The organism is Streptomyces sp. NPDC054834, from assembly GCF_053611185.1.
Genome location: NZ_JBSGZV010000019.1, coordinates 43,380 through 70,245, shown reverse-complemented (window position 1 = coordinate 70,245; position 26,866 = coordinate 43,380). Strand labels below are relative to the sequence as shown.

Sequence of the window (26,866 nt, the reverse complement as noted above, 5' to 3'; positions counted from 1 at the left end):
CGCGGAAGCGAACGCAGGACAGCCGAGGCCCAGCAGAAGCTGTGGGAGCGAGCGGGCCGGCCACGAGAACTGCCGCGTCCGCGCGGTCAGCGATAGCCCGCGGTGTCCGCCGGTTCGCCCGCGTCCTGGACCTCCACCAGGTACCGCCAGGCGTCCGGCCGGCTGCCGTCGAGGTCTGTGAAGCCGTACTCCTGGGCGAGGCCTCCGCTGGACAGGGACGTGCCGTTGAAGCGGGCCACGTCCGGGTCGGTGGCCAGGGCGGCGACGGCTCGGCCGATGTAGCGCGGGGTCTCGGAGATGGCGAACTGTGGCTCGCGGGCGACGGCGTCGCGCCAGTTGTCCTCCCGTACCCCGAAGGTGTCGAGCATGATCTCCGAGCGCAGCCAGCCCGGGGTCAGGGCCACGGCGGTGGCGCCGCGCGGGCCGAGTTCGTGGCCGAGGGCGAAGGCCATGCGCAGGACGGAGGCCTTGGCCAGGTCGTAGAAGAGGTTCACCCGGTAGGTGTCGCGGTTGTAGTCGGCGGTGCCGTCGGTGACCTCGACGACCAGCCCGCCCGGGCGGCGCAGCAGCAGCGGCAGGGCGTGGTGGCTGGTGATCGCGTGGGTCTCGACGGCGAGGCGGAGCAGCCTCAGGCCCTTGTCGAGGTCGTGCTCCCAGACCGGGGTGTCCCAGGCGAAGAGGTGCTCGGCGCCCCAGATGTCGTTGACCAGGACGTCGAGGCGCCCGGACTCCTGGGCGATCCGGTCCACGAGGGCGCGGACCTGTGCCGGGTCCAGGTGGTCGGCGGCTACGGGGATGCCCCGGCCGCCGGCCTCGCCGACCAGGTCGGCGGTGTCCTCGACGGTCTCGGGGCGGTCGTACTCCGAGCGCCGCGCGCGCGTGCTGCGTCCGGTGGCGTAGACGGTGGCGCCGGCCGCGCCGAGCTCCACGGCGATCCCCCGCCCCGCCCCGCGCGTCGCCCCCGCGACCAGTGCGACCTTGCCTTCCAGCGGACCCGGCATGTTTGGCCTCCCGTACCCGTACGACTGCTGTCACCGTCCAGGGTCGCCGGGAAGCCGGACACCTTCTGTCGCCTTTTACGGCGTCTCTTCAAGCGCCTTTTCAGTGGCGCAGCCTGTCCTCCAGGTGCTGGTCGCTGTCGACGAACCAGAGTTGGCGACCCTGGTTCGCCTCGTGGACGAAGTCCCGCAGGGCCGTGCTCACCGCCACGTGCCGGGAGAGGTCCCCGACGACGGCGAGCCGCAGCCGGTAGTTGGCGAACTTCTGCACGACCGCCCCGGCGACGCCCGACCGCAGCCGGAAGAACTCGTCCGCGACCCGCTCCACCGGCACGGCGACCAGCTCCGCGTCGTGTCCCATGGCATCGCCGATCAGGTCGAGCGCCGCGCCCTCGCCGTCGAGGGTCGGACCGTCGGAGGCGCAGCGCAGGACGCGGACGTCGTGGAGCGTTTCGAGCGTGTTGGTGGTCATGCCCGTGATCGTATGGCCGGAGCGGAGCTCAGTGGCCGCGTTCGATCCACTCCTCCAGGTGCGGTGCCTCGTCCCCGATGGTGGTCGGGTCGCCGTGGCCGGTGAGGACCTTGGTTTCCGGGGGCAGGGTGAGGAGGCGGTCGCGGATGGAGTCGATGATGGTCGGGAAGTGGGAGTAGGAGCGGCCGGTGGCGCCGGGGCCGCCCTGGAAGAGGGTGTCGCCGGTGAAGACGGCGCCCAGGCCGGGGTCGTACAGGCAGACCGCGCCGGGCGCGTGGCCGGGCGTGTGCAGCACCGTGAGGTCGGCGCCGGCCGCCTCGATGACCTGCCCGTCGGCCAGGTGGGCGTCGGGGTCCCGGCCGGGGTGGGTGAGCTTCCACAGGGAAAGGTCGTCGGGGTGCAGCCAGATCGTGGCGCCGGTGCGGTCGGCGAGGGCGGGCGCGGCGTCGATGTGGTCGTTGTGGGCGTGGGTGCAGACGATCGCCGTCAGCCGGCGGTCGCCGACGGCCTCGGCGATGGCGTCGGCGTCATGGGCCGCGTCGATGACGACGACCTCGTGGTCGTCGCCGACGATCCACACGTTGTTGTCGACATCCCAGGTGCCGCCGTCGAGGGTGAACTGCCCGGAGGTGACGAGGCGTTCGATGCGCGCGGTCATCACAGCACCACCACCGAGCGCAGCACGTCGCCATGGTGCATCCGCTCGAACGCCTTCTCCACCTCGTCGAGCTGGATGGTCTCCGTGACGAACTTCTCCAGCGGCAGCCGTCCCTGGAGGTGCAGGTCGATCAGCATGGGGAAGTCACGGCTCGGCAGGCAGTCGCCGTACCAGGAGGACTTCAGTGCCCCGCCGCGGCCGAACACGTCCAGCAGCGGAAGCTCGAGCTTCATCTCCGGGGTCGGCACGCCGACCAGGACGACCGTGCCGGCCAGGTCGCGGGCGTAGAAGGCCTGCTTGTACGTCTCCGGGCGGCCGACCGCCTCGATGACCACGTCGGCGCCGAAGCCACCGGTCAGCTCGCGGATCGCCTCGACCGGGTCGGTCTGCCGGGAGTTGACCGTGTGGGTGGCGCCCAGCTCCCGGGCCGTGTCCAGCTTGCGGTCGTCGATGTCCACCGCGATGATCTTCGCCGCGCCGGCCAGCTCGGACCCGGCGATCGCCGCGTCCCCGACGCCGCCGCAGCCGATGACGGCGACCGAGTCGCCGCGGCCGACGTTCCCGGTGTTGATCGCGGCACCGATGCCGGCCATCACGCCACAGCCCAGCAGCCCGGCCACCTGTGGGGAGACCGACGGGTCGACCTTGGTGCACTGCCCGGCCGCGACCAGCGTCTTCTCCGCGAAGGCGCCGATACCCAGGGCCGGGGACAGCTCGGTGCCGTCGGTCAGGGTCATCTTCTGCTTCGCGTTGTGCGTGTTGAAGCAGTACCAGGGCCGCCCGCGCAGACAGGCCCGGCACTGGCCGCACACCGCACGCCAGTTGAGGATCACGAAGTCCCCCGGCGCCACGTCGGTGACACCGGCGCCCACCGACTCCACCACACCCGCCGCCTCGTGCCCGAGCAGGAAGGGGAAGTCGTCACTGATGCCGCCCTGCTTGTAGTGCAGGTCGGTATGACAGACGCCGCAGGCCTGGACGCGTACCACGGCTTCCCCCGGTCCCGGGTCCGGTACGACGATCGTCTCGATCCGCACGGGCTGGTCCTTGCCCGGTGCGATCACGCCGCGTACTTCCTGCGCCATGGTGCCGGCTCCTTCCGTCGATGCTCCTGCACGACGACCCTACGCGTGACTGATCAGTACCGCAGGGAGCGGCATCGACCGGAGAAATGATTCTCCGTCCAGCTCACGACCGACTCAGCCTGGAGCATCCACCCACCTCCTGAGGACAGGGAGCCCCGTGAGCGACGCAGCGACGGACACGGATCGGCCGCCCGCGTGGCGCCTGCTTCTCGGCTACGTAAGACCCCACCGCTGGGCCCTGTTGGCGGGCGCGGTGCTCTCGCTGGTGACCGGGCTGCCGCTGCCGCTGGTGGCGCGGGGACTCATCGGCGACCTGGCGCACGACAGGCCGATCACCGGCCCGTTGCTGGGCATGGCGGGCCTGGTCGTCGCCAACGCGGTGGTGGGCGCGCTGGGTTCGTACGTGCTGCGGCGCACCGCGGAGTCGGTGGTGCTCGGCGCGCGGCGCACCCTGTCGTCGTACCTGCTGCGGCTGAGGATCACCGCCGTGGACCGCAGCGAGCCGGGCGACCTGATGGCCCGGATCACCTCCGACACCACCCTGCTGCGCGAGGTCACCACCGACTCGCTGGTCGCGCTCGGCACCGGCGGGCTCACGCTCGCCGCCACGGTGGTGATGATGGGCCTGGTCGACCCCGTACTGCCGGCCGTGACACTGGCGGTGGTGCTGGGCGCGGGCACGGTGCTCGGCGCGATCGTGCCGCGCATCAACCGGGCCGGCCGGCGGGCGCAGGACGCGGTCGGGGATTGGGGTACCCCCGCGCGAGCGTAGCCGAGCGTGGGGGAGGGCGCCTCGCTGGAGCGGGTCCTCGGCGCGCTGCGCACGGTGAAGGCGTCGGGCGCGGAGCACCGCGAGGAGGCCACGCTGCACGCGGCGGCCGAGGAGTCCTGGCGGCAGAGCGTGCGGGCCGCCAAGTGGTCGGCCGCGGCGGGCAACACGGCCGGGCCGGCCATGCAGATCGCCTTCATCACGGTCCTCGCGGTCGGCGGGGCGCGGGTGGCGACCGGCTCGATCGACGTGGGCACGCTGGTGGCGTTCCTGCTGTACGTCTTCTACCTGATGTCGCCGATCCAGCAGGTCGTCGGCGCGATCACCCAGTACCAGACGGGCGCGGGCGCGCTCGCCCATATCCAGGAGGCACTGCGGCTGTCGGCCGAACCGGCGTCCGGGCCCGTCCCGTTGCCGTCCGCCGGGGCCGAACCGGCCTCGCTCGCCTTCACGGACGTACGCTTCCGGTACGCCGACGACCTGCCGTACGTGCACCACGGGGTCAGCTTCGAGATACCGGCGCGCGGCATGACGGCCTTCGTCGGTCCGTCCGGCGCGGGCAAGACGACCGTGTTCTCGCTGATCGAGCGGTTCTACGACCCCGACTCCGGTGTCATCACCCTCGACGGCCGCGACCTCGCGGCCTGGGAGCTGCCCCGGCTGCGGTCCGCCATCGGGTACGTGGAGCAGGACGCGCCGGTGCTGTCCGGCTCCCTGCGGGACAACCTGCTGCTGGGCAATCCGGAGGCGGACGAGGACGCGGTGGCGCGGGTGGTGAAGACGACCCGGCTGGACGGACTGGCCGCCCGGCTGCCGCAGGGTCTGGACACGCTGGTCGGGCACCGCGGGACCAGGCTCTCGGGCGGCGAGCGCCAGCGGGTGGCGATCGCCCGGGCGCTGCTGCGCCGCCCGCGGCTGCTGCTCCTGGACGAGGCGACCTCGCAGCTGGACGCGGTGAACGAGGCGGCCCTGAGGGACACGGTCGCCGACGTGGCGCGGTCCACGACCGTCCTGGTGGTCGCGCACCGGCTGTCCACGGTCACCATGGCCGACCGGATCGTGGTCATGGACGCGGGGCGGGTGCGCGCGCTGGGCACGCACCGGGAACTGGCGACATCCGATCCGTTGTACGCGGAACTGGCGGCGACACAGTTCCTGGCGACGGCCGACTGACGCCGGGTGCGGAGCGCGCCCCCTGCGCTTGCCGAGGCCGCGGGGGCGGAGGAGTCTCGAAGGAGGGACCGGCGCGGCCCGCTCCGCCTCGGGTCGCGGGCCCTCGAAGGAGGTCATCATGGGCAGCGCGACAGGCTCCACCTTCGACACCACCACCCTGCGTCGAGGGATAGAGGGCGGCAAGAACACCCTGCTGTCGCTCTACACGGACGACGCGGAGGTCCGCATCATCGACCGCAACTCCCAGCCCAGTCACCCGAAGGTGCTGCACGGCCGCGGCGAGATCGCGGAGATGCTGGACGACGTGTACAGCCGCGACATGACGCACAAGCTGGACGGCTGCGTCGTGCAGGGCGAACGCGCCGCCTTCACCGAGTCCTGCGAGTACGCGGACGGCGTCCGGGTCCTCGCGGAGTCGATGATCACTCTGCGCGATGGGAAGATCGCCGAGCAGATCATGATCCAGGCATGGGACGAATAGGCAGCAGAACCGCGCGGGTCCAGGTCAGCTCCCGGCTGACCTGGACCTTCTCAGCCCGGGCGGCTCTGGGACAAGCGCGCCGCGCTCGGCCTCGGCGGCCAGGACCGGCTTCCGCAGCAGGCCGGACAGTGTCCGCCGCTCTTCTCCGGTCAGTGCTGCGAGCAGCGCGCCCTCGACCGCGTCCTCCGAGACGGCGTGCGCTTCGAAGGCGGCGCGCCCTTTCGCGGTGAGGCGCGGGCCTCTCGCGTGCTGGAGACGGCATCCTCCGACGAACCCGAGGCCCGTGCGCGCGTCGCGCGGGCGGCGGCCGAAGCCCCCCTGGAACAGGACCGGTTCCGGCCACCGCGCCGGCCGCCGGCCAGGGCGCCGTACCCGGCACGCTCTCCCAGCGGATGCTGCCGGCGGGGCCGGCCCGGGCCACCGGGGACGAGGCCGGGGCAAGGGCGCCGGCGGCGCAGGTCGCCCGCTGGGCGGAGGCCCCCGGCGCCGCCCGGCTCGCGGCACAGGCGACCTGGTTCCTCGCCGAGGGGGACTGAGCCGGGCGGGTCGAGGACACCGCCCTGGGGTCAGCGCATCCAGGCGCTGTACTCCATGACGTCGCCGGTCTTCAGGCCGTACTCGGGCTCGGCCGCGGTCACCATGAGCTCCAGGCCGAGGACGGTGCCGGTGGCCGGGTCCAGGATCAGCATGCGCCGGCTGCCCTTGCCGTCGTAGACGTACGCCTGGCCGGGCCGCCCGAGCCGGTCCGTCACCCGGCCGGCCGGACGCAGGTCCTCGGCGTCGGCCAGGAGCCGGACGAGCGCCGCGGACTCGCGGGCGCCGAGTGTCCAGTGGTCCAGCAACTCTGCGGTGGCGTCGAGGAGTTCGGGGGTCGTCAGGGACCCGGCGCGCGCGGTCTCCGTGAGGTAGGCGCGCAGGCGGGCGACCTGATGCGGGGGCCGTGCCTCGGGCGGGGCGTCGCTCCAGCTGGGCGGATACGTCTGCCTGCTGATGACGTGGCCGTCCTCGACCAGGTGCGGCTCGTCGCCCTCGTCGCTGAGCACCGGGCGGCCGGGGTGCAGCGGGTCGGTCGCGACGACGAGCTCCGTGTGGCTGTCGTCCGCCCGCCAGCGGACCACGCGTTCCTCGGGCAGGGTGACGGGCGGCTTGCCGTCGCTCATGCCCATGGCCCACGTCTGCACATGGGTGCCCTTGCGCGGGCCCGGGGAGCCGTCCGACGCGGCCGCCGCGGCCAGTTCGGCCAGCTGTTCCAGCGGTACGGGCCTGGAGCCGGCCTCGACCACCAGCGGACGGGGCGCGGCCACGGCGAGGGTGGGGCCGGGGCCGCCGAGCAGCACGGCCAGGGCGGTCGCCACGACGACGGCGGTGGCCGCGAGGCCCCACGCGAGCCGTGCGTACGGGCGGCACCGGCCGGGGTGGGAGTCGTGCAGCAGCCGGTTCAGGTGGCGTTCGGCGTGGTGGTCCAGAGGGCCGTCGCCGAAGTGGGGGCCGTCGGCGGGCACCGGGTTGGCGCCGCGCAGCAGTTCGAGTTCGTCAGCCATGGCGGTGTTCCTTGGTGGTTGTCGCCGCGGCGGCGCCGGCAAGTTGCGTTCGGTCGATCTCGGCTCTCAGCCGGCGGCGGGCCCGGTGCAGGCGCATCGCGGCGGCGCGTCTGCCGCAGCCGAGGGCGACGGCGACCTCGTCCACGCCGAGCTCCTCCCACGCGGTCAGCCGCAGCACCTCCTGATCGGCCGGGGAGAGCCGGGCCAGCGCGTCGTGCACCCAGGCGCCGGCGGCCTCGGCGTCGGGGCTGTCCACGATGTGCCTGCCGTGCGCGGTCTCGTCGTTGCCCAGCCGGTCCACCAGCCGGCGCCGGCGCCCGTATCCGCGTACCGCGTTCGCCAGGCAGTTGCGTGCCACGCCGTACAGCCAGGGCAGCGGTGACGGCGGCAGGTCCGCCCGGCGCCGCCAGGCGACCGTGAACACCTCCGCCACCACTTCCTCCACCTCGCTGGTCCGCCCGTCCAGTCGCCGCGCGACATAGCGGCTGACCGCCCAGTAGTGCTCGCGATAGGCAGCGGCGAAGGTCTCGTCGTTGCTCATGTTCGGTTCGTGTCCGGCACCCGCTCGATCGTCACACCTGTTTCCGTGATTCTCCTCGCGTCCCCGGGGTGTGACGCCGGGAGGGGGTCGCGGACACAGGCGGGGCGTGAAGAGGATCAGAGACATCAGGGCCGTCCGGTGGCTGACGACCACGGACCACAAGACGATCGGCACGCTGTACCTCGCGACGTCGTTCGCGTTCTTCTGCGTCGGTGGCGTACTGGCGCTGCTGATGCGCGCCGAGCTGGCCCGGCCGGGCCTTCAGATCATGTCGAACGAGCAGTTCAACCAGGCGTTCACGATGCACGGCACGATCATGCTGCTGATGTTCGCGACGCCGCTGTTCGCCGGCTTCGCCAACTGGATCATGCCGCTCCAGATCGGCGCGCCCGACGTGGCGTTCCCACGGCTGAACATGTTCGCCTACTGGCTGTACCTCTTCGGCTCGTCCATCGCCGTCGGCGGTTTCCTCACTCCGCAGGGTGCGGCCGACTTCGGCTGGTTCGCCTACACCCCGCTGTCGGACGCGATCCGCACCCCCGGCGTCGGCGCCGACATGTGGATCATGGGCCTCGCCTTCTCCGGCTTCGGCACCATCCTCGGCGCCGTCAACTTCATCACCACGATCATCTGCATGCGCGCCCCGGGCATGACCATGTTCCGCATGCCGATCTTCACCTGGAACGTGCTGCTGACCGGTGTCCTGGTCCTGCTGGCCTTCCCGGTCCTGGCCGCCGCACTGTTCGCCCTGGAGGCGGACCGCAAGTTCGGTGCCCACGTCTTCGACGCCGCCAACGGCGGATCACTACTGTGGCAACACCTCTTCTGGTTCTTCGGCCATCCGGAGGTGTACATCATCGCCCTGCCGTTCTTCGGCATCGTCAGCGAGATCATCCCGGTGTTCTCACGGAAGCCGATGTTCGGCTACACGGGTCTGATCGCCGCGACCGTCTCGATCGCCGGTCTGTCCGTGACGGTGTGGGCGCACCACATGTACGTCACCGGTGGCGTGCTCCTGCCGTTCTTCTCCTTCATGACCTTCCTGATCGCGGTCCCGACCGGGGTGAAGTTCTTCAACTGGATCGGCACCATGTGGCAGGGCAGCCTGTCCTTCGAGACCCCCATGCTCTGGGTGATGGGCTTCCTCGTCACCTTCGTCTTCGGCGGGCTCACCGGCGTCATGCTCGCCTCGCCGCCGCTCGACTTCGCGACCTCCGACTCGTACTTCGTGGTGGCCCACTTCCACTACGTCGTCTTCGGCACGGTCGTGTTCGCGATGTTCGCCGGATTCCACTTCTGGTGGCCGAAGTTCACCGGCAGGATGCTGGACGAACGCCTCGGCAAGATCACCTTCTGGACGCTGTTCGCCGGCTTCCACGGCACCTTCCTGGTCCAGCACTGGCTGGGCGTGAACGGCATGCAGCGCCGGATCCCCGACTACCTCGCGGTCGAGGGCCTGACGACGCTCAACACCGTCTCGACGGTCTTCTCCTTCCTGCTGGGCTCGTCCCTGCTGCCCTTCTTCTACAACGTCTGGAAGACCGCCAGGTACGGCGAGAAGATCGAGACCGACGACCCCTGGGGCTACGGCCGCTCCCTGGAGTGGGCGACCTCCTGCCCACCACCCCGCCACAACTTCGTCGCCCTTCCCCGCATCCGCAGCGAGTCCCCGGCCTTCGACCTGCACCACGCCCCGGCCCCCGCGCGGGACAGGGAGGTGACCTCCGCGTGAGCACCATGGACACCCGGGCGCTGATCAACGACATCGAGGGCCATCTGCTCCTCGCCGCCGCCCGCGAGGAGGGCCGCAGGGCCGCCGCGGACCTCAGCGCCCCGCTCCTCTGGCTGACGGACGGTCAGCGGGCGGAGCTGGAGCGCCGGTTCGAGGCGGAGTACCTCGCACTCGCCCGTGCCTCCTGGCAACGCACCGCCGAGCGTGCCGGGGAGTTGCGCAGCGAGTACGAGGAGACGTACCGCGGCCTGCGGCGCCGTCTGCTGGCCGGCTGGCTGCTGGCGTGTGCCGCGGCCGCGGGGTTCGTGCTGCTGGCCCTCGTCTAGCCGGTCACTACGTCAGCGACCACTGCTGGTTGGTCTGGCCGTTGCAGGACCACAGGTCCAGCCCGCTGCCGTTGGCCGTGGCGTTGTCGTACACGTCCAGGCAGAGACCGGCGTTGACGTTCGTGATCGTGCCGTCGCTGTTGACGTTCCACTGCTGGTTCGCCTGGCCGTTGCAGTCCCAGATGACGACCTTCGTGCCGTTGGTGGTGCCGAGGTTGTAGGCGTCCAGGCACTTGTTGCCGTACACCACGAGTTCCTTGCGGGAGGTGTACGTCCAGGACTGGTTCTGGCCGCCGTTGCAGTCCCACAGCTCGGCCTGGGTGCCGTTGGTGAGGGTGTTGTCGTAGATGTCGAGGCAGCGTCCCGACTGCTTGCCGACGACCAGGGTGCCGTTCGTGCCGGGCAGCGGTCTGACGGTGATGGAGTCGAGCGTCGGGGCGTTCGAGAAGGTGAGCTTGTTGGACGAGCCCTTGGACAGGGCGACCGCGACGGAGATCGTGCCCGCGCTCGAACCCGTGGGCGGGAAGGAGACCGTCGTGCTGCCCTGGCCGTTGACCTGGAGCGTGGCCGTGCGGGCGGTGGAGGCGGTGTTGGTGTAGGAGACGTCGACGGTCTTCACGCCGGTGCTGCCCGCGACCACCCCGGTGAAGCTCGACGTTCCCGAGTACGTGCTGCTCGATGCCTCGGTGCCACCGGTGACCGTGAGCATCACCGAGCCGCCCGCCGGGACGCTGGTCGTGTAGCTCGTGCCGTAACCGCCCACGTCGGACCGGGCCCACAGGTCACGGACGGTCGCGGAGGCGTTGGTCAGGCCGAGGTCGGACCAGCGCACCGTGATGTTCTTGGCCGCGGAGGTGCGGTTGAGGAGCACGACCGCGCGGTTGCCGCTTCCGGACAGCACCTTCCCGTACACCTGGAGCCCGGTGGTGTCCTCGGCGACCTTGACGCCCTGTAGCCCGCGGGCGTCCTGGTCGACGGCGATGACCTCGGGGTTCTTCAGGATGGCGGCGGTCTCCGAGGTCATGGTGGTCAGGTCGTTGCCCGCCAGGAGCGGGGCGCCCGAGACCGCCCACAGGTTCATGTGGGTGCGGTTCTGGGCGGCGGTGAAGCCGTCCATGCCGACCATCAGCATGTCCGGGTCGTTGTAGTAGCCGGTGTGCTGGGCCGTGGGGTGCAGGGTCTGGTCGAAGTTGGACAGCAGGTTCGTCATCGACGGCTTGTTGCCGTAGTAGATGATGTCGGTGCTGGTCCGCCACATCGGGGCCTGGCCCGGCGCCCAGTTCCAGGGGTTCTGATTGCCCCAGTTGCAGATCGAGAGGGTGAGCGGACGGCCGGTCGTCGACGCCGCCTTGGCGACCGAGTCGCTGATGGACTGGTACGTCGTCTTCGCGTCGAGGCCCTCGGCGTCACCGCCGCACCAGTCGACCTTGACGAAGTCGAAGCCCCACTTCGAGAACTGGAGCATGTCCTGGTCGTAGTGGCCCTCGCTGCCCGTGTTCGCGGCGGCGGGGCGGCCGGTCGGGTAGTAGTAACCGCAACCGTTCTTGCCCGCATCGGTGTAGATGCCGGCCTTGAGGCCCTTGCTGTGGATGTAGTCGGCGATGGCGCTCATCCCGCCGGGCCACTCGGACGTATCGACGGTGATGTTGCCGTCGCTGTCCCGGGTGCCCTGCCACCAGCCCTCGTCGATGTTGATGTACTTGTACCCGGCCGCCGGCAGTCCCGCGGCGACGAACGCGTCGACCTGCTTCTTGATGACGCTGTAGTCGATCTTGGAGGCGAAGCTGTTCCAGGAGGCCCAGCCCATGGGAGCGGTGGGGACGGATATCTGACGGGTCGTCGCGGCCTGCGCCGCGCCCGGCTGGGCGAAGAGCAGCGCGGCGGTCGCGGTCAGGGCCAGGGCGAGGGCGCGTACGGCCGCGGCTCTGCACCGTCGGACGAGGCTTTGGCGCGGGGTTCGGGGTGGGGGGTACATGCGGCTCCTCCGGGGGTTCACACTCTTCAGCGTGCACGATATTTCGAACACGGATCGGCAATCCGAACGCGTCGCGCGCCGACCGTAGAGCCGCCGGAGGGGCAAGTCAACGGATGCGACAGGAGTGACCGGGCGAGAGCCGAAGGCGTGAAGTCGACGCTCGCGCCGGGTCGTTCGTGCCGCTGCGGGTGCCGCGCCGCCATACTGGCCGTCGTGCGCGTAGCGATCATGACGGCGGGATCCCGGGGCGACGTGGCTCCGTACACCGGCCTGGGGCACGGCCTGAGCCGTGCCGGGCACGAGGTCACCCTGGTCACTCACGCCTGCTTCGGGCCACTGGTGGCGGGCTCCGGAGTGGGGTTCCGTCCGCTGCCCGTGGATCCGCGGGCGGAGCTGGAGTCCCCGCGAGGGCGTGGCCTGCACCGCAGTGCCAGTGGCGCGGGAAAGCTGCTGCGCGTGGTGGAGATGGCACGGCGGCTGGTCGGCCGGCTGACCGACGACCTGGTGGCCGCGGCCCGGGCCAGCGACGTGCTGCTGCTGTCCGGCTCACTGGGACCGCTCGGGCACGCCATCGCCGAGGGGCTGCGCCTGCCGAGCATGGGCGTGTATCTGCAACCGCTCACTCCGACACGGGAGTTCGCGCCGCCGGTGCTCGGGGGCGGCTCCTGGGGCGGGACCGGGAACCGGATCGCCGGGCACGGGGTGCTCCTGGCCGAGGGGCGGATCTTCGCCGCCGCCGTCCCGGCCGTGCGGGAACGGCTGGGGCTGCCGCCGGCGCGGGCCGCCGACGGGCGGCGGGCACGGGAGCGGCAGCGGTGGCCGGTGCACCACGGCTTCAGCCCGCTGGTGGTGGCGCGGCCCCGGGACTGGCGGACGGGACTCGGGGTCTGCGGCTACTGGTGGCCGTACGACGCTGACACCCGGCTCCCCGCCGAGCTGCGGGACTTCCTCGACGCGGGCCCGCCGCCGGTCTTCGTCGGCCTGGGCAGCGCCACGGTGCCCGACGCCGAGCGGGTGAGCGAGCAGGTCGTGACGGCGCTGCGGCGGGCCGGGCTGCGCGGGGTCGTCCAGCGGGGCTGGAGCGGGCTCGCGGCCGACGGGGACGACATGCTGACCATCGGCGAGGTCCCGCACTCCGCGCTGTTCCCCCGCATGGCCGCCGTGGTCCACCACGCGGGCGCGGGGACGACCGCCGCGGGGCTGCGGGCCGGGGTGCCTGCCGTGCCCGTCCCCGTCCAGTTCGACGAGGCCTTCTGGTCCGCCCGCCTGGCCTCCCTCGGCGTGGCCCCCACCGCCGTACCCCTGCGAGGCCTGACCACCGACGCCCTGACCACCGCCCTCGTCCAGGTGACCCGCGACCGCAGCTACACCGAACGGGCCCGGGCCCTCGGCACCCGCATCCGGGCGGAGGACGGGGTGGCACCGGTGGCGGAGGCGGTGGACCGGCTGACCGGCTGAGGAAACGGACCGCCGAACCGACGACCGAACTCATCACCCCGGCCCCAGCGACCACGCACGCCCCGCCCACCCTCACGCCCGCCTGGGCCACCCACGACCACGACTACGCAGGGCGAGCGCCGGCCCTCGGCACCTCTGGCGGAGGACGGGGGTGGCACCGGTGACGGAGGCGGTGGACCGGCTGACCGGATGACCGGATGACCGATGAGAGGGCGGGCGGCGCCCGGCCGCTGCTGCCCTGGCGACCGGACTCAGCGCTCCCGGTCCCAGCCCTCCGGCCGCAGGATTCCCAGGAGTTGCCGGGCCAGTTCGTCGACCACCTCGTCCAGGGTGGCGTCCACCCAGCCCGCGCTCCAGTCGTGGAGGAGGCCGTTGACGCTGCCGATGAACGCGGTCGCGGCGAGGCGGTAGTCGCGCAGGGCGGCATCCCCGTGTGCGGCGGCCGCGGTGGCCTCGGCGCAGATCAGGTCGACCCAGGGGGCGCGGCGGGCGAGCCGCTGTTCCTCCAGGCGCGGGCTGACGCCGATGATCTCGACGAAGGTGATGCGGATGCGGCGCGGATCGGAGGTGACGTCGCGGGCGTAGGCCCGGAACAGCACGGTGACGCGCTCGGCCAGCGGCAGCGTCTCCGCCTCGGCGAGCGCCGCCAGCACCGCCTGCTCGGCCCAGTCGTTGACCTCCAGGTGCAGTGCGGCGAGCACGTCCTCCAGGGTGCGGAACTCCTCGTAGAACTGACGGGTCGACAGACCGGCGGCCTGGCTCAGCGCGGCGACGGTCGTCCCGCGGAAACCGGGGCTGTCGCCGAACAGTTGCAGCGCCGCGTCCAGGAAACGGCGGCGCCGCTCGGCCTGCCGTTCCTCGGCCGACCTGCCGCCGTAGCGGCCCTTCGGGGCGCTGAGCCTGCCCGCCACGCTTCCCCCCTCCTTCATCCCGCCGATGGCCAATCTTGTCGTGCACGCATCTTGTCGAGTAGGCCGCCCCCTCCTTACCTTCCAGTAAGTTCACTGTGAAAGCGCCTGTGTTCAGATTTCTCAGAGGAGAGAGCAGTCATGCCCGCCTTCAGATCCAGGCACCTTTGCGCGGTAGCCGCCGCCCTCGTCCTGACCGTCGCCGCCCCCGCCACGGCGGCGTCCGCGGCATCCGCGGCCTCCGTCGCCTCGGACGCCTCCGCCCTGCGCGAAGTGCTGTTCGTGGGCAACAACTGGGACGGCACCGCGGATGTCATCAAGTCCTCCGGGGACTTCGCGAAGGTCGGACGGATCAACGTCATACCGGACAAGGACGCGCGGATGGCGGAGATCAACGCCGATCCGATCAAGTGGATCTACTTCCAGGCGATCCGCAACAGCGTAGGCGAGGGCCACGACCAGTTCGCGGACGACATGTACTCCACGCCCGACGGCAAGTCGGTGGTCGTCTCCCGCCCGAGCTTCGCCGACGTGGTCTCCATCGACCTGGCCACCGGGAAGATCAACTGGCGTTTCCCGGTGTCCGGTTACCGCGCCGACCACATGGCCGTCTCCCCCGACGGCACCCGGGTCGCGGTCTCCGCGTCGACCGCGAACACCGTGCACGTGCTCGACATCGACACCGGCAAGCAGCTCGGCTCGTTCGCCACCGGCGACAAGCCGCACGAGAACATCTTCAGCAGGGACGGCAAGTACATCTGGAACATGGCCATCGGGGACGTCAACACCTCCCTCGACGACCCGGGCTGGGACTGGACCAAGGGCGATCGCCACATCACCGTGGTGGACGCGACGACGTACAAGCAGGTCAAGATCATCGACATGCGGGACCGGCTGGACGCCTTCGGTCTGAAGGACTTCTCCGACGCCGTCCGCCCGGCGGTCTTCTCCCCCGACGAGTCGAAGATGTACTTCCAGGTGTCCTTCTTCAACGGCTTCCTGGAGTACGACGTCGCCTCCGACAAGATCACCCGGATGAAGACGCTGCCGAAGAACCCGGCGACCAGCGAGGACCGCACCACCTGGGTCAACGACTCGCGCCACCATGGCATTTCGATGAACCCGTCGGGCACCAAACTGTGCGTGGCGGGCACCATGGACGACTACGCGACCGTCGTCGACCGTTCGACCCTCCAGGAGGGGCCGCTGGTCACCGCCTCCAAGCCCTACTGGGCCACGGTCAGCGGCGACGGCAAGGACTGCATCATCTCCGAGAGCGGCGCCGACCAGGTCACGGCCATCGACTTCGCCACCGGCCAGAAGGTGACGTCCGTGGCGGTGGGCGACCATCCGCAGCGCGTCCGGCTGGGGCATGTGCAGGCCGACTGGACGGGGCCGTCGGGCAGTTGACGTCCCCGCGCGGCCTCCGGGGTGCGGCGGCACGCCCCCGGAGGCCGACACGGGTCAGAAGTGCGCCGCCGCCCAGGCCGCGAGCTCGGACTTCGCCGCGCTCAGCAGGTCCGCGGAGGGTGTGCTCGTCGTGCCGTTGGTCACCAGCGCGTAGTGCGGCACCCCGGAGTCGCCGTCGGTGAGCAGCAGGCGGCGGCTGCCGGTGCCGCCCGGCTCGGGGGTCACGCCGACCGGGGTCGAGGCGGTGTACGACGGGGGCGCGTACGCGGTGCCGAGGTCGGAGACGACCGTGGTCGCCGAGGTGGGGAAGGACGCCGGAAGGTGCAGTTCGGTGGGTGCCGTACCGCTGCCCGAGCGCCACACCAGCAGCCCGTACTGGCCGGAGCCGACCAGCCGCGAGACACTGGGCAACGAGCTGGGCACCGGGTTCCAGGTCAGGGTCGTCGAGCCGTCCCGGGAGCGGTCCTCGTAGGTGAAGGCGAGCGTGGTGCCCGCCGTCGCGGCCGGGTAGAGCCGGTCGAGGAGACGGGCGTCCTGACGCGGTGTCACCGTGCCGGAGTCGTCGAGGCGTACGGCGGAGAGGTCCTCGTCGTTCCAGGCGTCGCCGGAGGTGAGCACCATGTCGGCGTTGTCGTTCATCAGCTCGTGGTGACGGCCGTTGTAGATGTCCCACTGCCACTGGGTGCCGGACAGCACCGGGCCGGAGGAGGCCGGTTTCGACCACCAACTCGCCCCGGGCAGACGGGAGTCCAGGGCCTGGTACATCGCCTTGAGCACGGTCGGCGCCTTGTCCGACACCGTGCCCGACAAGGGGTGCCCGAACTCGCTCACCACGGCCGCGGTCCCGGCTGCCGACGCTCGGTCACGGACCGTGCCGAAGTCGGTGGCGTACTGGCCGTCGCCCGCCTTGCCCCACATCAGGATGCCGGAGATGGCCTTCTGGTCGTAGAAGTGGGTGTTGAAGACGTAGCGTGAGCCGACGGTGCCCGCGTCCAGCAGCCCGCCCTCCTGCTTCTGGGAGTCGATGTTGGAGTTCCAGAAGAGGTTGGGCTCGACCAGGGCGGGCTTGGTCTGCCAGCCGGCCGCGTCCATGCGGGCCCGGAACTTCTGGTAGAAGGGCCACAGCAGGTCCCGCTCCCAGGTGCGGCTGGTCTGACCGGACTCGTACGTGCCCGCGTACGGCTCGTTGTACGGGTCGAAGCCGGCCAGGCCCGCGAACTCGGCGTCGCTCAGGTGCTGGACGAGGTACGCCATCGTCGACTGGGCCGTGGTGAGGAAGGCGTCCTGGAGGCCGTAGTTGTTGTGCCAGAAGTCGTACTGCGCCTTGGTCACCGCCGAGTTCTGGGTGATGTTCTGCCCCCAGAAGAGGCAGATGCCGCACGACTCCGCGGAGTAACTCCCGGCGTCCACCGCCCACTCGGGGGCGCCGTCGCCCGTGTACCAGCTTCCGCTGTTGAAGAGGTAGCGGGAGTAGAGGTCCTGGTGGAAGTCGGGGTAGACGCGGATGCCGGCGTCGAGGAAGGCGCGCATCTGGTCGGTGACGGCGGCCAGATAGGCGGTGTCCACCTGGCCGCGCACGGGTTCGGCGTGTGCCCAGGAGAGCAGGAAGCGGACCGCGTTGCCGCCGCCGAGGGCACGCAGGGCGGTGGCGGACTTCTGCGCGTCGGCGACCGAGGCGAAGGGCAGGCCGCCGTTCTCCTCCAGCTTGGTCTCGCCGGAGACGTTGTAGCCGCGCAGGACGACCTCACGGCCCTGGCCGTCGGTGAAGCGGCCGTTCTGCACGGTGAGGGGGGTGCCGTCGAACCAGAGGGAGTCGGAAGGGGTGGCGGCGGTGGCGGGCTGGGCACCCGCCACCGTCAGGGATCCGCAGAGGACAACCAGGACAACGATCAGACGCGCCCGGATTTTCGACATGTCCACTACAGTCCGGCGATGTCAAGACACAGTCAACACCTCTGACTCTGGAGTAAGTTCGGGCTCGGTCGCCCCTCGGTCCTCAGCTCTCAACCGCTCACCCGGTGCGTCACGTTCAACAGGTACTCCTTGCGGTTCAGCGGGTTGTGGTCGGTGCGGGGCCGCTCGGGAACCGTCCCGCGGGTGACCGGTGCGTAGTGGTCGTAGGCGCTCTCCAGCTCACCCTCGCCACGGGTCAGCCCCGGCAGCCGCTGCCCGAGTTCGTGCACCCGGGCGGCCGGGACCGCGCCCTCGAGGACACAGACGGCGCCCCGCGTCGAGGTGGTCCCCGGTACCGCGCCCAGCCGGGCGAGCACCGGGAGCAGGGCGCCGGGCGTGTCCGCCGGGGCCTCGATACGGAAGCGGTGCATGGGCTCGTACACCCGGCTGCCCGCGCGCCGCAGCGCCTCGATCAGCACGAGCGGGGTGAGACCGCGGAAGTCGGCCCCCGTGCTCGACATGCTCTTGTCGAAGCCCTGGTGGGCGTGGCTCTGCCGGGGCGAGTAACCGGAGTGGGTCATGGTGACCGTGCAGTCGGTCACCTGCCAGCCGTGCAGCCCCTGGCCGAGCGTCTCGCGGACGGTGTCCTCGACGGCCTTGAAGAAGGCGTACGGCATGGAGCCCAGCTCCACCTCCAGCCGGAAGCCGACGCCCGAGCCGGCCGGGGCCGCCTCCACACGCAGGCCGACGGTCGCCAGGAACGGGTTGCCGTCCTTCTTGTTGAACTCGACGGCCGCGCCCGTGCCCACGGGACGCTCGACGCAGATCGTCGTCGTCTCCCGGAAGGTGACGTCGAGGCCGAACTCGTCGGCGAGGGTGGCCTGGACGACCTCCTTCTGCACCTCTCCGTAGAGGGAGACGGAGGTCTCGCCCCGCACCTCGTCGTGCCGGACGTCGATCAGCGGGTCCTGCTCGGCGAGCCGGGTGAGCGCGAGGTGCAGCGACCGCCGGTCCGTGCCCGGCCCGGGGACGACGACCGTCTCCAGGGTCGGCGGCGCGAAGTGGTGTTCGTACGCCGTCCCGCGCACCGTCCCGAGCGTGTCGCCGATCCGGATCCCGCCGAGGCCCCACAGCCGGGCGATCCGGCCCGCCCCGACGCTGTCCCGGCGGACCTCGGTGCCGTGCTCGAAGACGCCGATCGCGGTGACCTTGCCGCCCTCGGGTCCGTCGCCGAACGGGATCCGGTCACGGGTGCGCAGGGTGCCGGAGAAGATCCGGGCGTACGCCACCTTCTCCCCCGCCGGCCCCCGCTCCACCTTGAACACCGTGCCCGACAGCGGCCCTTCGGGGTCGCCGCCGGCGCCGGGGAGGAACTCCCGGATGCCGGTGACCAGCTCGGGCACACCCGCGCCGGTGACGGCCGAGCCGAAGTAGACGGGATGCGCGAGCGCCTGCCGAGTGCGGTCGGCGAGGACGGTGCGCAGGCGGCCGGGCGGGACGGTGGCGCCCTCCACGTACGCGGCGAGCAGCCGGTCGTCGTGCTCGGCGAGGACGTCGAGCGCGGCGGCCGGGCCGGGGCCCGGGACGAACCGGGCGGTGCGGGTGCCGAGCCCGGTGGCCGTGCCCATCGGCACCAGGGCCGGGGTGAGCCGGCGGGCCATCGCCCGCAGCACGTCCTCGTCCTGTGCGCCACGCCGGTCGATCTTGTTGACGAAGACCAGGGTGGGGATGCGCAGCCGGTGCAGCGTGCGCATCAGGACGCGGGTCTGCGCCTGCACGCCCTCGACGGCCGAGACGACCAGCACCGCGCCGTCCAGCACGCCGAGCACCCGCTCCACCTCGGCGATGAAGTCCGGGTGACCGGGGGTGTCGATGAGGTTGACGGTCACGCCGTCGAGCGGGAAGGAGACGACGGCCGACTTGATGGTGATACCGCGCTGCCGCTCCAGCGCCAGGGTGTCGGTCCGGGTGGTGCCCGCGTCGACGCTGCCGATCTCGTCGGTCACGCCGGCCGTGTGCAGCAGCCGTTCGGTCAGGCTGGTCTTACCCGCGTCGACGTGCGCGAGGATCCCCAGATTGAGCAAGTGCACCAAGTGTCATGTCCTTGAGAGTGTGGGCCATTCCTTCCTGGGTGGACATGAACGGTGCGCGCATCACTGCTCCTGGGGTTCGGGGAACTCGACCGGTGCAGTGCAGCAGAACGGCGGCCACCCCGCCAACGGATTAACGTTCAACCAACCCTGTGCGGGGGCGGGCGGAGGAGCGGAGGAGCCGACGATGCGGGACATTCTCCCGGTGCTCAGCGGGTGGTACACCGCTCACCTGCCCTTCGGGCTCGCCACGGTCGTCGCCGTCAGCCGCAGCGCGCCGCGCGGGCCGGGATCGGCGATGGCCGTCGGCCCGGACGACGAGGTCGTGGGCAGCGTGTCCGGGGGCTGCGTGGAGGGCGCGGTCTTCGAACTCGCCCGGGAGGCCGCCACCGGCGGCGAGGCCCGGCTGGAGACCTTCGGCTACAGCGACGAGGACGCGTTCGCGGTCGGGCTCACCTGCGGTGGCGAGATCACCCTGGTGGTCCGGCCCGTCACGCCCGAGCTGGACCCGTCCTTCGGGGCGGTCGCCGCGTCGGTCGCGGACGGGGAGCCGGTGACCGTGGCGAGTGTGGTCGACGGGCCGGCGCCGCGCGGGGCGACCCTCGCGGTGTGGCCCGGGACGGCCGCCGGGTCGCTGGGCTCGCGGGGACTGGACGTGGCCGTGGCCGCCGACGCGCGGGGGGAGCTGGCGCTGGGCGCGACGGCCCTGAGGCACTACGGGCCGCGCGGGGAGCGCCGCGAGGACTCCGTCACCGTGTTCCTGCACTCCTTCGCGCCGCCGCCGCGGATGCTGGTGTTCGGCGCCATCGACTACGCCGCCGCGGTGGCCCGCATCGGCGCCTTCCTCGGCTACCGGGTCACCGTGTGCGACGCCCGGCCGGTGTTCGCCACCCCGGCCCGGTTCCCGGAGGGCGTCGAGGTCGTCGTGGACTGGCCGCACCGCTATCTGCGCGGCACGGACACCGACGAGCACACGGTGATCTGCGTGCTCACCCACGACCCCAAGTTCGACGTGCCGCTGCTGCGGGAAGCGCTGCGCCGGCCCGCCGCGTACGTCGGGGCGATGGGCAGCCGCCGCACCCATGCCGACCGGATGCGGCACCTGGCCGAGGCCGGGCTCGTTCCGGCCGCGCTGTCCCGGCTGCGCTCTCCCCTGGGCCTGGACCTCGGGGCCCGCACACCGGAGGAGGTCGCCGTGTCGGTGGCCGCCGAGATCGTCGCGCTGCGCTGGGGCGGGAGCGGAGCGCCGCTGACGGTGACAGAGGGTGCCGTTCATCCGCGGGGGCGGGCGTAGAAACGGTGCCCGGGGATTTTTTTCCGGACATTGACGTAATCGGTGTGTGAGGCGACGCGGGGACGGGTAGGCGGCGCAACAGCAACGGATGGCATGCATGTCCGTCTACGGCACTTCCCGGAAGGAGGTCCGTGACAGCGCATCATCCACAGTGCCCGGGTCGTCCCCAATCGCGGGGCGGCCCGGATCTCGTTTCCCTCACCTCTCGGCCCGCCTGACGGGTACGAGCGACCCCGGCAGCAGGCCGAGCGCGAGCAGGGCCGCCGCCGCGTAGAGGCCGGCGGAGCCGAGGGCCACAGTGTGGATGCCGTGGGCGAAGCGCGTCGTGTCGTCGGGCTGTCCGGCCACCGCGATCCCGATCGCACCGCCCGTCTGGCGTGCGGCGTTGTTGACCGCCGAGGCAAGGCCCGAGCGTTCGGTGGGGACGGCGGCGACGGCCGCCGCGACCACGGCCGGGGTGAGCAGGCCGCAGCCCGTGCCCCACAGCAGGAACGCCCGGAGCAGCACGGCGTACCCGGAGCCCGGCGCGGCCCGCACCAGCAGCGCGAGCCCGGCCGCGGCGATCACCAGGCCAGGAGCGCCGAGCGGTGCTGCACCGACTGAAGGAACAGGGTGAGCACGAACAGGGTGCCCAGAGTGCCCAGGTTCATGATCACGACGCAGACGTTCGCCGTGCCGAAGGCGGGCCGCGCGAGCAGCGTCGGCGGCAGCATGGCGGTGTCCCCGCGGCGCACCTCTACGACGCCCAGCGCCACCAGCGCGGCCCCGCCGACGACCGCGGCCGTGACCACCTCGGGCGCGCCCGCGCCGGCGCGTCCGCCCTCGATGAAGGCGTACGTCACCGCCAGCAGCGCCAGGGCGCCGAGCAGCAGGCCGGGCAGGTCCAGGGCACGGGCCCGGTCCTCGACGCTCTCCCGGACGACCGCCGTGGACCAGATCAGCGCGAGAAGCACGATCGGCACGTTGATCAGGAACACCGCGCGCCAGCCCGGCCCGTCCGTGAGCGCGCCGCCGAGCAGCGGTCCCGCGGGCAGCGCCAGGCTGCCGATGCCGGCCCAGACGACGATCGCCCGCGCCCGCCGGGCGTCGTCGGGGAAGGCCCGGCCGATGATGGCGAGCGTGCCCGGCAGCAGCAGCGCGGCGCCCGCGCCCTGGATCACGCGGGCGACGACGAGGAACTGGACGCCCGGAGCGAGGCCGCAGGCCAGGGACCCCGGCGCCGAATACGGCGAGGCCGGTCAGCACGACGCGTTGTGCCCGTAGCGGTCGCCCGCGGTGCCGCTGGTGAGCATCAGGGAGGGGAGCGTCAGGGCGTAGCTAGCGAGGCCGCAGGCCAGGGACCCCGGCGCCGAATACGGCGAGGCCGGTCAGCACGACGCGTTGTGCCCGTAGCGGTCGCCCGCGGTGCCGCTGGTGAGCATCAGGGAGGGGAGCGTCAGGGCGTAGCTGTCGACCACCCACTGGAGGCCACCGACATCCGCGCCCAGGCCGAAGCCGATGGCGGGGAGAGCCACGTTGACGATCGCGACCTCCCGGGTACCACGTGGCACCGGCGGAACCCCGGCTGTCAGATGTCGCCGACGGCCCTCACCGCTGCGGCAGCCGGTGCAGCGTGACGTCCGTGAGCGCGCCGTCGGTGACGGTCGCCGTCAGGTACGTGCAGTGCGGCTGGCGGCGGCGGTCGGTGGGCGAGCCGGGGTTGAGCAGACGCAGGCCGCCGGGGGCGGTGGTGTCCCACGGGATGTGGCTGTGGCCGAACACCAGGACGTCGAGGCCCGGGAAGCGGGCGGCGCAGCGGGCCTCGCGGCCCTGGGCGGGGCCGGTCTCGTGGACGACGCCGAAGCGCAGTCCGCCCAGGTCGGCGTACGCCACCTCGGGCAGGCGGGCGCGCAGCCGAGGCCCGTCGTTGTTGCCGTACACGCCGACCAGCCGGCGGCTGCGGCTCTCCAGCAGGTCGAGGGTGTCGGTGTCGACCCAGTCCCCGGCGTGGATCACGACGTCGGCACGCGGGAGTTCGGCCAGGAGCTGGTCCGGCAGGCGCTTGGCGCGCTTGGGGAGATGCGTGTCGGACATCAGGAGCAGGCGCACATGCTCAGGTTATCGGGGCACGTCGTCGTCAGCCGGACTTGGCGAGGCGCCGGATGCCGCGCACCGCGGTCACCGCGGCGAGGCCGGTGCCGAGGGCCGTGGCGGCGGGGTGGTGGGCGAGGGCGGCCTGCCAGGAGCGGCTGTGGGAGCTGTCGTCGAAGACGCCGTGGGCGCCGTGGTCGTCGCCGGGCAGCCGGTCGGCGGGCTCGAAGAGGTTGTCGCGGCCGGTCGGGGCCTCCTTGTCGGTCTGCTGGGCGTCGAAGCCGGTACGCGCCAGATAGCGGTCGAGCAGGGCGGGGGCGAGCCGGTTGGCCCAGATCGTGGCCACGGTGGTGGCGCCGACGTAGTACTGCTTGCGGCGCGGGTGGTCGGCGGCGTACAGCACGCCCCGGGCGGCGACCTCGGGCTGGTAGATCGGAGGGACGGGGCTGGGGTGCTTGCGCAGGCGGGAGCGCACCCAGTCGAACTGGGGGGTGTTGACGGCGGGCATCTGGGCGACGGTGATGTGCACGTTGCTGCCGCGGTGCAGCAGTTCGACGCGGAGCGAGGAGGTGAAGCCGTTGATGGCGTGCTTGGCGCCGCAGTACGCGGACTGGAGCGGGATCGCCCGCTCGCCGAGCGCGGAGCCGACCTGCACGATGGTGCCCCGGTCGCGGGGCAGCATGCGCCCGAGTGCGGCCCGGGTGCCGTTGACGAAGCCGAGGTAGGTCACCTCGGTCACCCGCCGGTACTCCTCGGGACCGATCTCGTCGAAGGGTGCGAAGACGCTGGTGAAGGCGCAGTTGATCCAGACGTCGATGGGGCCGAACTCCTTCTCGGCGGCCTCGGCGACGGCCTCGACCTGGTCGGCGTCGGCGGTGTCGGCGACCTGCACCAGGGGCCGGCCGCCGAGCGCGGCGACCTCGTCGGCGGCGGCCTCCAGTCCGCCGCGGCCGCGGGCGACGAGCACGACGTCGGCGCCGCGCCGGGCGTAGAGGCGGGCGGTGGCGCGGCCGATGCCGGCGCTGGCACCGGTGATGACGACGGTGGCGGGCATGGTCAGCTCCTTTCGGGGTGCGGGTGGTCCTGGCCCAGCCGGGCCGCGCTCTGGAGGAGCAGTGCGTGCACGAAGGCCTGCGGGAGGTTGCCGCGCAGCTGGCGCTGGGCGATGTCGTACTCCTCGGCGTACAGGCCGGAGGCGCCGCAGGCGCCGCGGTTGCGCTCGAACCAGCGGTGTGCCGAGACGGTCCGTCCCTGCTGGTGTTCGGCCAGCGCCATGACGAATCCGCAGAGCAGGAAGGCGCCCTCGGAGTCCGCGAGGGGCCGGCCGTCGTGGCGGAAGCGGTACAGGAAGTGGTCCTCGGCGAGCGCGTGGCGGCAGGCGTCGAGGGTGGCGAGGGTGCGGGGGTCGTCCGGGGGCAGGGCTCCGCGTACGGCGGGCAGCAGCAGCGCGGCGTCCACGGCGGGGTCGTCGGGGCTGCGCTGCCAGTGTCCGTCGGCGTGCAGGGAGGTGGCCGTGGTGGCGGCGAGGACGGTGTCGGCGAGCCGGACGCAGGTCTCGGCGCGGGGGTGGCGGGGGTCGGCGGCGGCGAGGGCGCGCAGTCCGGCGACGCAGATCAGGCGGCTGTGGGTCCATTCCCGGGGGGACAGCTCCCAGATCCCGGCGTCGGGTTCGCGCCACCGGTCGGCGATGGCGCGTACGGCGGCTTCGGCGGCCTCGGCCGCGGTGGCGTCGAGCCGGTCGTGCCGGGCCGCCGCGGCGAACAGCAGCAGGGCCTCGCCGAAGCAGTCGAGCTGGAACTGCTTCTCCACCCGGTTGCCGACCCGGTCGAAGCCCCCGGGGTAGCCGGGCAGGTCGAGCTCCCGCTGGTCGGGGACGGGGGTGCCGCGCACGGTGTAGGCGGGGGCGAGGCGGGGGCCGTCGGCGCACAGCCGCTCGGCGGTGAAGCGGACGGCGGCGTCGAGCAGTTCGGGGACGCCCGCGGCGGCCGCGGCCTGGCCGGCGTAGCTCTGGTCGCGGATCCACACGTACCGGTAGTCGTAGTTGCGGCCCTCCTCGGCGCGTTCCGGGAGGCTGGTGGTCGCCGCCGCGACCATGCCGCCGCCGTGCGTGGTCAGGCCGCGCAGCACGGCACAGGCGAGGCGGGCGTCGCCGGGGGCGATGGTGTGGTCCAGCGGGGGTACCGTGCGCCGCCAGGCCCGCTCGGTCGCGGACCATGCCTGCTCGGCGTGCGGCGGGGTGCGCGGGAGCGGGGAGGGGGAGCACTCCAGGACCAGGTCGTGGGTCTCCCCGGGCTTCAGCACGAGTTCGGCGGTCAGTCCCTGCTCGCGGAGGGTCGCGGCGGGCGCGCCCTGCCAGCGCAGCCGGTGGTGGCCGGTGTGCAGGTGCCACACGCCGGCGTCGTCGCGGTGGGCGGAGTCGAGCGGGGCGCGGCCGTAGTCGGCGTGCGGGTCGAGTACGACGGTGAGGTGGGCGGGCCCGTCGACGGCGTGCAGCCGGCGCAGCAGGACCACGCGGCCCGGCTCGCCGGGGAAGGCGAGCGCCTCCCGGCACTCCACGACGCCCTCGGTGGTGACCCAGCGGCTGCGCCGGATCAGGCTGCCGTTCTCGTAGTAGCCGCCGGGGACGTAGGGGGCGCGCGGGGTGACGGCGTAGCCGCCGCGGCCGCCGATGAGGGAGGCGAGGACGGCGTCGTCGTGCCAGCCGGGCGCGCAGAGCCAGACGACGGCTCCGTCCGGCCCGATCAGCGCGCCGCGTTCGCCGTCGGCCAGCAGGGCGTAGTCGTGCAGTGCGTGCGGTGCGAAGTGGCTGCTCATGGGGGTCTCCTCGGTCAGCGCACCCGGTACGGCCGGGCGCGCTCGGCGTCGAGGGTGAGCCCCAGTCCGGGCGAGCCGCCGGTGCCCGGGGCGATGCTGCCGCCGACCGGGTCGAGTACGCCGTCGAAGAGGATGCGCTCGATGCGGACGTGGTCGTGGAACCACTCCAGATGGCGCAGGTTGGGCACCGCGGCGGCGACGTGCGCGTGCGCGTGCGGCGCGCAGTGCCCGGAGACGTCGAGGCCCCGGGCGTGGGCGAGGGCGGCGGCGCGCAGCCAGACGGTGATGCCGCCACAGCGGGTGACGTCGATCTGGAGGCAGTCCACCGCCTCGGCGGCGAGCATGTGCTCGAAGTACGGGAGGGTGTAGCCGTACTCCCCCGCGGTGACGTCCATGGGGGCGTGGGCGCGGATCCCCGCGAGAGCGGTGAGGTGGTCGGAGGAGACCGGTTCCTCGAACCAGGTCACGCCGTGGCCGGCGAGGGCGTCGGCGACGCGGAGGGCCTGCTTCGCGCCGTAGCCGCCGTTGGCGTCGACGTACAGGGCGGTGGCGTCGCCGATGCTCGCGCGGGCCCGGCGGACGCGTTCCAGGTCGCGGTCCTCGCGGGTGCCCCACGACTCCCCGATCTTGATCTTGACGCGGGGGATGCCCTGGTCCTCGGCCCAGGCGCGCAGCTGCCGGTCCTGCCGCTGGTCGTCGTACGTGGTGAAGCCGCCGCTGCCGTACACCGGCACGTCGTCGCGGGCCGCGCCCAGCAGGCTGACCAGGGGCAGGCGGAGCAGGCGGGCCTTGAGGTCCCACAGGGCGATGTCGACGGCGGCGACGGCCTGTGCGCCGATACCGGGCTGGCCGGCGTTGCGCACCGCACGGCACATCTCCTCGTTGAGGCGGGGCACGTCGAACGCCGGGGAGCCGGTGACGACACCGGCCAGCAGGTCGTCCACGACCTCCGCGGTGGCCGCGGGCGCGTAGGTGTAGCCGAGCCCGCTCACCTCGCCGCTGCGGACGGTGACCAGGACGAGGCTGGTCTTGTCCCAGGCCAGGGTGCCGTCGGCCTCGGGCGCGTCGGTGGGCACGGTGTAGACGGAGCTGTCGACCTGTTCGACGACCGGCTGGTCCGTCATGTCTCCTCCCTGAAGTGGGCCCGTGCGCGGGCGGGTTCGGTGGTGCGGTGGTAC

At 72.3% G+C, this 26,866-nt stretch carries 24 protein-coding genes and 1 pseudogene; 8 read left to right on the top strand and 17 right to left on the bottom strand.

From position 1 onward, the window contains the following. Positions 1-86: 86 nt before the first annotated feature. The 4 genes from ACWGJM_RS25010 to ACWGJM_RS24995 form a co-directional block, all read right to left on the bottom strand. Positions 87-1,001, bottom strand: a complete 915-nt coding sequence (locus ACWGJM_RS25010; RefSeq protein WP_453413918.1) for an SDR family oxidoreductase — start codon at positions 999-1,001, stop codon at positions 87-89. Between the two features lie 100 nt (positions 1,002-1,101). After that, a complete protein-coding gene (locus ACWGJM_RS25005) occupies positions 1,102-1,470 on the bottom strand; it encodes a DUF4180 domain-containing protein (protein WP_453413917.1) in 369 nt (122 codons plus the stop codon). A gap of 28 nt (positions 1,471-1,498) precedes the next feature. Then, entirely contained in the window at positions 1,499-2,128 is a 630-nt protein-coding gene (locus tag ACWGJM_RS25000) for an MBL fold metallo-hydrolase (protein WP_453413916.1), read from the bottom strand. Then, positions 2,128-3,213: an S-(hydroxymethyl)mycothiol dehydrogenase gene (locus tag ACWGJM_RS24995; protein WP_453413915.1), complete on the bottom strand. Its 1,086-nt coding sequence runs from the start codon at positions 3,211-3,213 to the stop codon at positions 2,128-2,130. Before ACWGJM_RS24995 ends, ACWGJM_RS25000 begins: the two co-directional genes overlap by 1 nt. Positions 3,214-3,370: 157 nt before the next feature. Here ACWGJM_RS24995 and ACWGJM_RS24990 point away from each other — a divergent pair. The 3 genes and pseudogenes from ACWGJM_RS24990 to ACWGJM_RS24980 all read left to right on the top strand — a co-directional run bounded on the left by ACWGJM_RS24990 (position 3,371) and on the right by ACWGJM_RS24980 (position 6,172). Then, positions 3,371-5,155 (top strand): annotated as a pseudogene (locus tag ACWGJM_RS24990) (ABC transporter ATP-binding protein). A gap of 118 nt (positions 5,156-5,273) precedes the next feature. Next, positions 5,274-5,636, top strand: coding sequence for a nuclear transport factor 2 family protein (locus ACWGJM_RS24985; protein ID WP_453413914.1), 363 nt, complete (start codon positions 5,274-5,276; stop codon positions 5,634-5,636). Between the two features lie 392 nt (positions 5,637-6,028). Next, positions 6,029-6,172 (top strand): hypothetical protein, encoded by a 144-nt coding sequence (locus ACWGJM_RS24980; protein ID WP_453413913.1) that lies wholly within the window; start codon positions 6,029-6,031, stop codon positions 6,170-6,172. Between the two features lie 30 nt (positions 6,173-6,202). Here the strand turns inward: ACWGJM_RS24980 and ACWGJM_RS24975 are convergent, their stop codons facing one another. Both ACWGJM_RS24975 and ACWGJM_RS24970 read right to left on the bottom strand, forming a co-directional pair. Next, positions 6,203-7,177 (bottom strand): CU044_5270 family protein, encoded by a 975-nt coding sequence (locus ACWGJM_RS24975; protein WP_453413912.1) that lies wholly within the window; start codon positions 7,175-7,177, stop codon positions 6,203-6,205. Beyond that, entirely contained in the window at positions 7,170-7,718 is a 549-nt protein-coding gene (locus ACWGJM_RS24970) for an RNA polymerase sigma factor (protein ID WP_453413911.1), read from the bottom strand. The genes ACWGJM_RS24975 and ACWGJM_RS24970 overlap by 8 nt, the downstream gene beginning before the upstream one ends. A gap of 106 nt (positions 7,719-7,824) precedes the next feature. Between ACWGJM_RS24970 and ctaD the strand changes: the two genes are divergently transcribed. Further along, positions 7,825-9,450: an aa3-type cytochrome oxidase subunit I gene (gene ctaD / locus ACWGJM_RS24965; protein WP_453413910.1), complete on the top strand. Its 1,626-nt coding sequence runs from the start codon at positions 7,825-7,827 to the stop codon at positions 9,448-9,450. Positions 9,451-9,455: 5 nt separating this feature from the next. Continuing rightward, entirely contained in the window at positions 9,456-9,776 is a 321-nt protein-coding gene (locus ACWGJM_RS24960; RefSeq protein ID WP_453414004.1) for a hypothetical protein, read from the top strand. A 7-nt stretch (positions 9,777-9,783) separates the two neighbouring features. On the opposite strand, the gene ACWGJM_RS24955 is transcribed toward ACWGJM_RS24960, so the two are convergent. Continuing rightward, positions 9,784-11,751, bottom strand: coding sequence for a ricin-type beta-trefoil lectin domain protein (locus tag ACWGJM_RS24955; protein ID WP_453413909.1), 1,968 nt, complete (start codon positions 11,749-11,751; stop codon positions 9,784-9,786). A 228-nt stretch (positions 11,752-11,979) separates the two neighbouring features. Here ACWGJM_RS24955 and ACWGJM_RS24950 point away from each other — a divergent pair, with 228 nt between their 5' ends. Beyond that, positions 11,980-13,209, top strand: coding sequence for a glycosyltransferase (locus ACWGJM_RS24950; RefSeq protein WP_453414003.1), 1,230 nt, complete (start codon positions 11,980-11,982; stop codon positions 13,207-13,209). A 251-nt stretch (positions 13,210-13,460) separates the two neighbouring features. Here ACWGJM_RS24950 and ACWGJM_RS24945 read toward each other — a convergent pair whose 3' ends face one another. Beyond that, complete coding sequence (locus tag ACWGJM_RS24945) at positions 13,461-14,120, bottom strand: TetR/AcrR family transcriptional regulator (RefSeq protein WP_453413908.1); 660 nt, start codon at positions 14,118-14,120, stop codon at positions 13,461-13,463. A 138-nt stretch (positions 14,121-14,258) separates the two neighbouring features. Here ACWGJM_RS24945 and ACWGJM_RS24940 point away from each other — a divergent pair, with 138 nt between their 5' ends. Continuing rightward, positions 14,259-15,527, top strand: coding sequence for a YncE family protein (locus ACWGJM_RS24940; protein WP_453413907.1), 1,269 nt, complete (start codon positions 14,259-14,261; stop codon positions 15,525-15,527). Between the two features lie 54 nt (positions 15,528-15,581). On the opposite strand, the gene ACWGJM_RS24935 is transcribed toward ACWGJM_RS24940, so the two are convergent. Together ACWGJM_RS24935 and ACWGJM_RS24930 are read right to left on the bottom strand one after the other, a co-directional pair. Further along, positions 15,582-17,441 carry a cellulase family glycosylhydrolase gene (locus tag ACWGJM_RS24935; RefSeq protein ID WP_453413906.1) on the bottom strand — a complete coding sequence of 620 codons (1,860 nt, stop codon included), beginning with the start codon at positions 17,439-17,441 and terminating at the stop codon, positions 15,582-15,584. An 89-nt stretch (positions 17,442-17,530) separates the two neighbouring features. After that, the gene (locus tag ACWGJM_RS24930) at positions 17,531-19,510 is read right to left on the bottom strand and encodes a GTP-binding protein (RefSeq protein ID WP_453414002.1); all 1,980 of its coding nucleotides are present in this window, start codon (positions 19,508-19,510) and stop codon (positions 17,531-17,533) included. Positions 19,511-19,697: 187 nt separating this feature from the next. On the opposite strand from ACWGJM_RS24930, the gene ACWGJM_RS24925 reads away from it, so the two are divergent. Beyond that, entirely contained in the window at positions 19,698-20,804 is a 1,107-nt protein-coding gene (locus ACWGJM_RS24925) for an XdhC family protein (RefSeq protein WP_453413905.1), read from the top strand. A gap of 198 nt (positions 20,805-21,002) precedes the next feature. Here ACWGJM_RS24925 and ACWGJM_RS24920 read toward each other — a convergent pair whose 3' ends face one another. From ACWGJM_RS24920 to ACWGJM_RS24890, 7 genes are all read right to left on the bottom strand, one after another. Further along, positions 21,003-21,371, bottom strand: a complete 369-nt coding sequence (locus ACWGJM_RS24920; protein WP_453413904.1) for a hypothetical protein — start codon at positions 21,369-21,371, stop codon at positions 21,003-21,005. Beyond that, positions 21,368-21,964: an MFS transporter gene (locus ACWGJM_RS24915; RefSeq protein WP_453413903.1), complete on the bottom strand. Its 597-nt coding sequence runs from the start codon at positions 21,962-21,964 to the stop codon at positions 21,368-21,370. Before ACWGJM_RS24915 ends, ACWGJM_RS24920 begins: the two co-directional genes overlap by 4 nt. A gap of 207 nt (positions 21,965-22,171) precedes the next feature. After that, positions 22,172-22,354, bottom strand: coding sequence for a hypothetical protein (locus ACWGJM_RS24910; protein ID WP_453413902.1), 183 nt, complete (start codon positions 22,352-22,354; stop codon positions 22,172-22,174). 37 nt (positions 22,355-22,391) lie between these two features. After that, positions 22,392-22,892, bottom strand: a complete 501-nt coding sequence (locus ACWGJM_RS24905; protein ID WP_453413901.1) for a metallophosphoesterase family protein — start codon at positions 22,890-22,892, stop codon at positions 22,392-22,394. A 28-nt stretch (positions 22,893-22,920) separates the two neighbouring features. Continuing rightward, positions 22,921-23,928 carry an SDR family oxidoreductase gene (locus ACWGJM_RS24900; RefSeq protein WP_453413900.1) on the bottom strand — a complete coding sequence of 336 codons (1,008 nt, stop codon included), beginning with the start codon at positions 23,926-23,928 and terminating at the stop codon, positions 22,921-22,923. Between the two features lie 2 nt (positions 23,929-23,930). Beyond that, positions 23,931-25,688, bottom strand: a complete 1,758-nt coding sequence (locus tag ACWGJM_RS24895; protein WP_453413899.1) for a glycoside hydrolase family 15 protein — start codon at positions 25,686-25,688, stop codon at positions 23,931-23,933. Positions 25,689-25,702: 14 nt separating this feature from the next. Continuing rightward, positions 25,703-26,812 (bottom strand): enolase C-terminal domain-like protein, encoded by a 1,110-nt coding sequence (locus tag ACWGJM_RS24890; RefSeq protein WP_453413898.1) that lies wholly within the window; start codon positions 26,810-26,812, stop codon positions 25,703-25,705. Positions 26,813-26,866 lie beyond the last annotated feature (54 nt).

What these genes read in the sequence shown, in the direction of transcription:
- ACWGJM_RS24890 (WP_453413898.1), bottom strand. Translation starts at nt 26,812, where the DNA reads ATGACGGACCAGCCGGTCGTCGAACAGGTCGACAGCTCCGTCTACACC.
- ACWGJM_RS24950 (WP_453414003.1), top strand. Translation starts at nt 11,980, where the DNA reads ATGACGGCGGGATCCCGGGGCGACGTGGCTCCGTACACCGGCCTGGGG.
- ACWGJM_RS24895 (WP_453413899.1), bottom strand. Translation starts at nt 25,688, where the DNA reads ATGAGCAGCCACTTCGCACCGCACGCACTGCACGACTACGCCCTGCTG.
- ACWGJM_RS24955 (WP_453413909.1), bottom strand. Translation starts at nt 11,751, where the DNA reads ATGTACCCCCCACCCCGAACCCCGCGCCAAAGCCTCGTCCGACGGTGC.
- ACWGJM_RS24995 (WP_453413915.1), bottom strand. Translation starts at nt 3,213, where the DNA reads ATGGCGCAGGAAGTACGCGGCGTGATCGCACCGGGCAAGGACCAGCCC.
- ACWGJM_RS24980 (WP_453413913.1), top strand. Translation starts at nt 6,029, where the DNA reads ATGCTGCCGGCGGGGCCGGCCCGGGCCACCGGGGACGAGGCCGGGGCA.
- ACWGJM_RS24935 (WP_453413906.1), bottom strand. Translation starts at nt 17,441, where the DNA reads ATGTCGAAAATCCGGGCGCGTCTGATCGTTGTCCTGGTTGTCCTCTGC.
- ACWGJM_RS24940 (WP_453413907.1), top strand. Translation starts at nt 14,259, where the DNA reads ATGCCCGCCTTCAGATCCAGGCACCTTTGCGCGGTAGCCGCCGCCCTC.
- ACWGJM_RS24960 (WP_453414004.1), top strand. Translation starts at nt 9,456, where the DNA reads ATGGACACCCGGGCGCTGATCAACGACATCGAGGGCCATCTGCTCCTC.
- ACWGJM_RS24975 (WP_453413912.1), bottom strand. Translation starts at nt 7,177, where the DNA reads ATGGCTGACGAACTCGAACTGCTGCGCGGCGCCAACCCGGTGCCCGCC.
- ACWGJM_RS25005 (WP_453413917.1), bottom strand. Translation starts at nt 1,470, where the DNA reads ATGACCACCAACACGCTCGAAACGCTCCACGACGTCCGCGTCCTGCGC.
- ACWGJM_RS24985 (WP_453413914.1), top strand. Translation starts at nt 5,274, where the DNA reads ATGGGCAGCGCGACAGGCTCCACCTTCGACACCACCACCCTGCGTCGA.
- ACWGJM_RS24900 (WP_453413900.1), bottom strand. Translation starts at nt 23,928, where the DNA reads ATGCCCGCCACCGTCGTCATCACCGGTGCCAGCGCCGGCATCGGCCGC.
- ACWGJM_RS24925 (WP_453413905.1), top strand. Translation starts at nt 19,698, where the DNA reads ATGCGGGACATTCTCCCGGTGCTCAGCGGGTGGTACACCGCTCACCTG.
- ACWGJM_RS25010 (WP_453413918.1), bottom strand. Translation starts at nt 1,001, where the DNA reads ATGCCGGGTCCGCTGGAAGGCAAGGTCGCACTGGTCGCGGGGGCGACG.
- ACWGJM_RS25000 (WP_453413916.1), bottom strand. Translation starts at nt 2,128, where the DNA reads ATGACCGCGCGCATCGAACGCCTCGTCACCTCCGGGCAGTTCACCCTC.
- ACWGJM_RS24970 (WP_453413911.1), bottom strand. Translation starts at nt 7,718, where the DNA reads ATGAGCAACGACGAGACCTTCGCCGCTGCCTATCGCGAGCACTACTGG.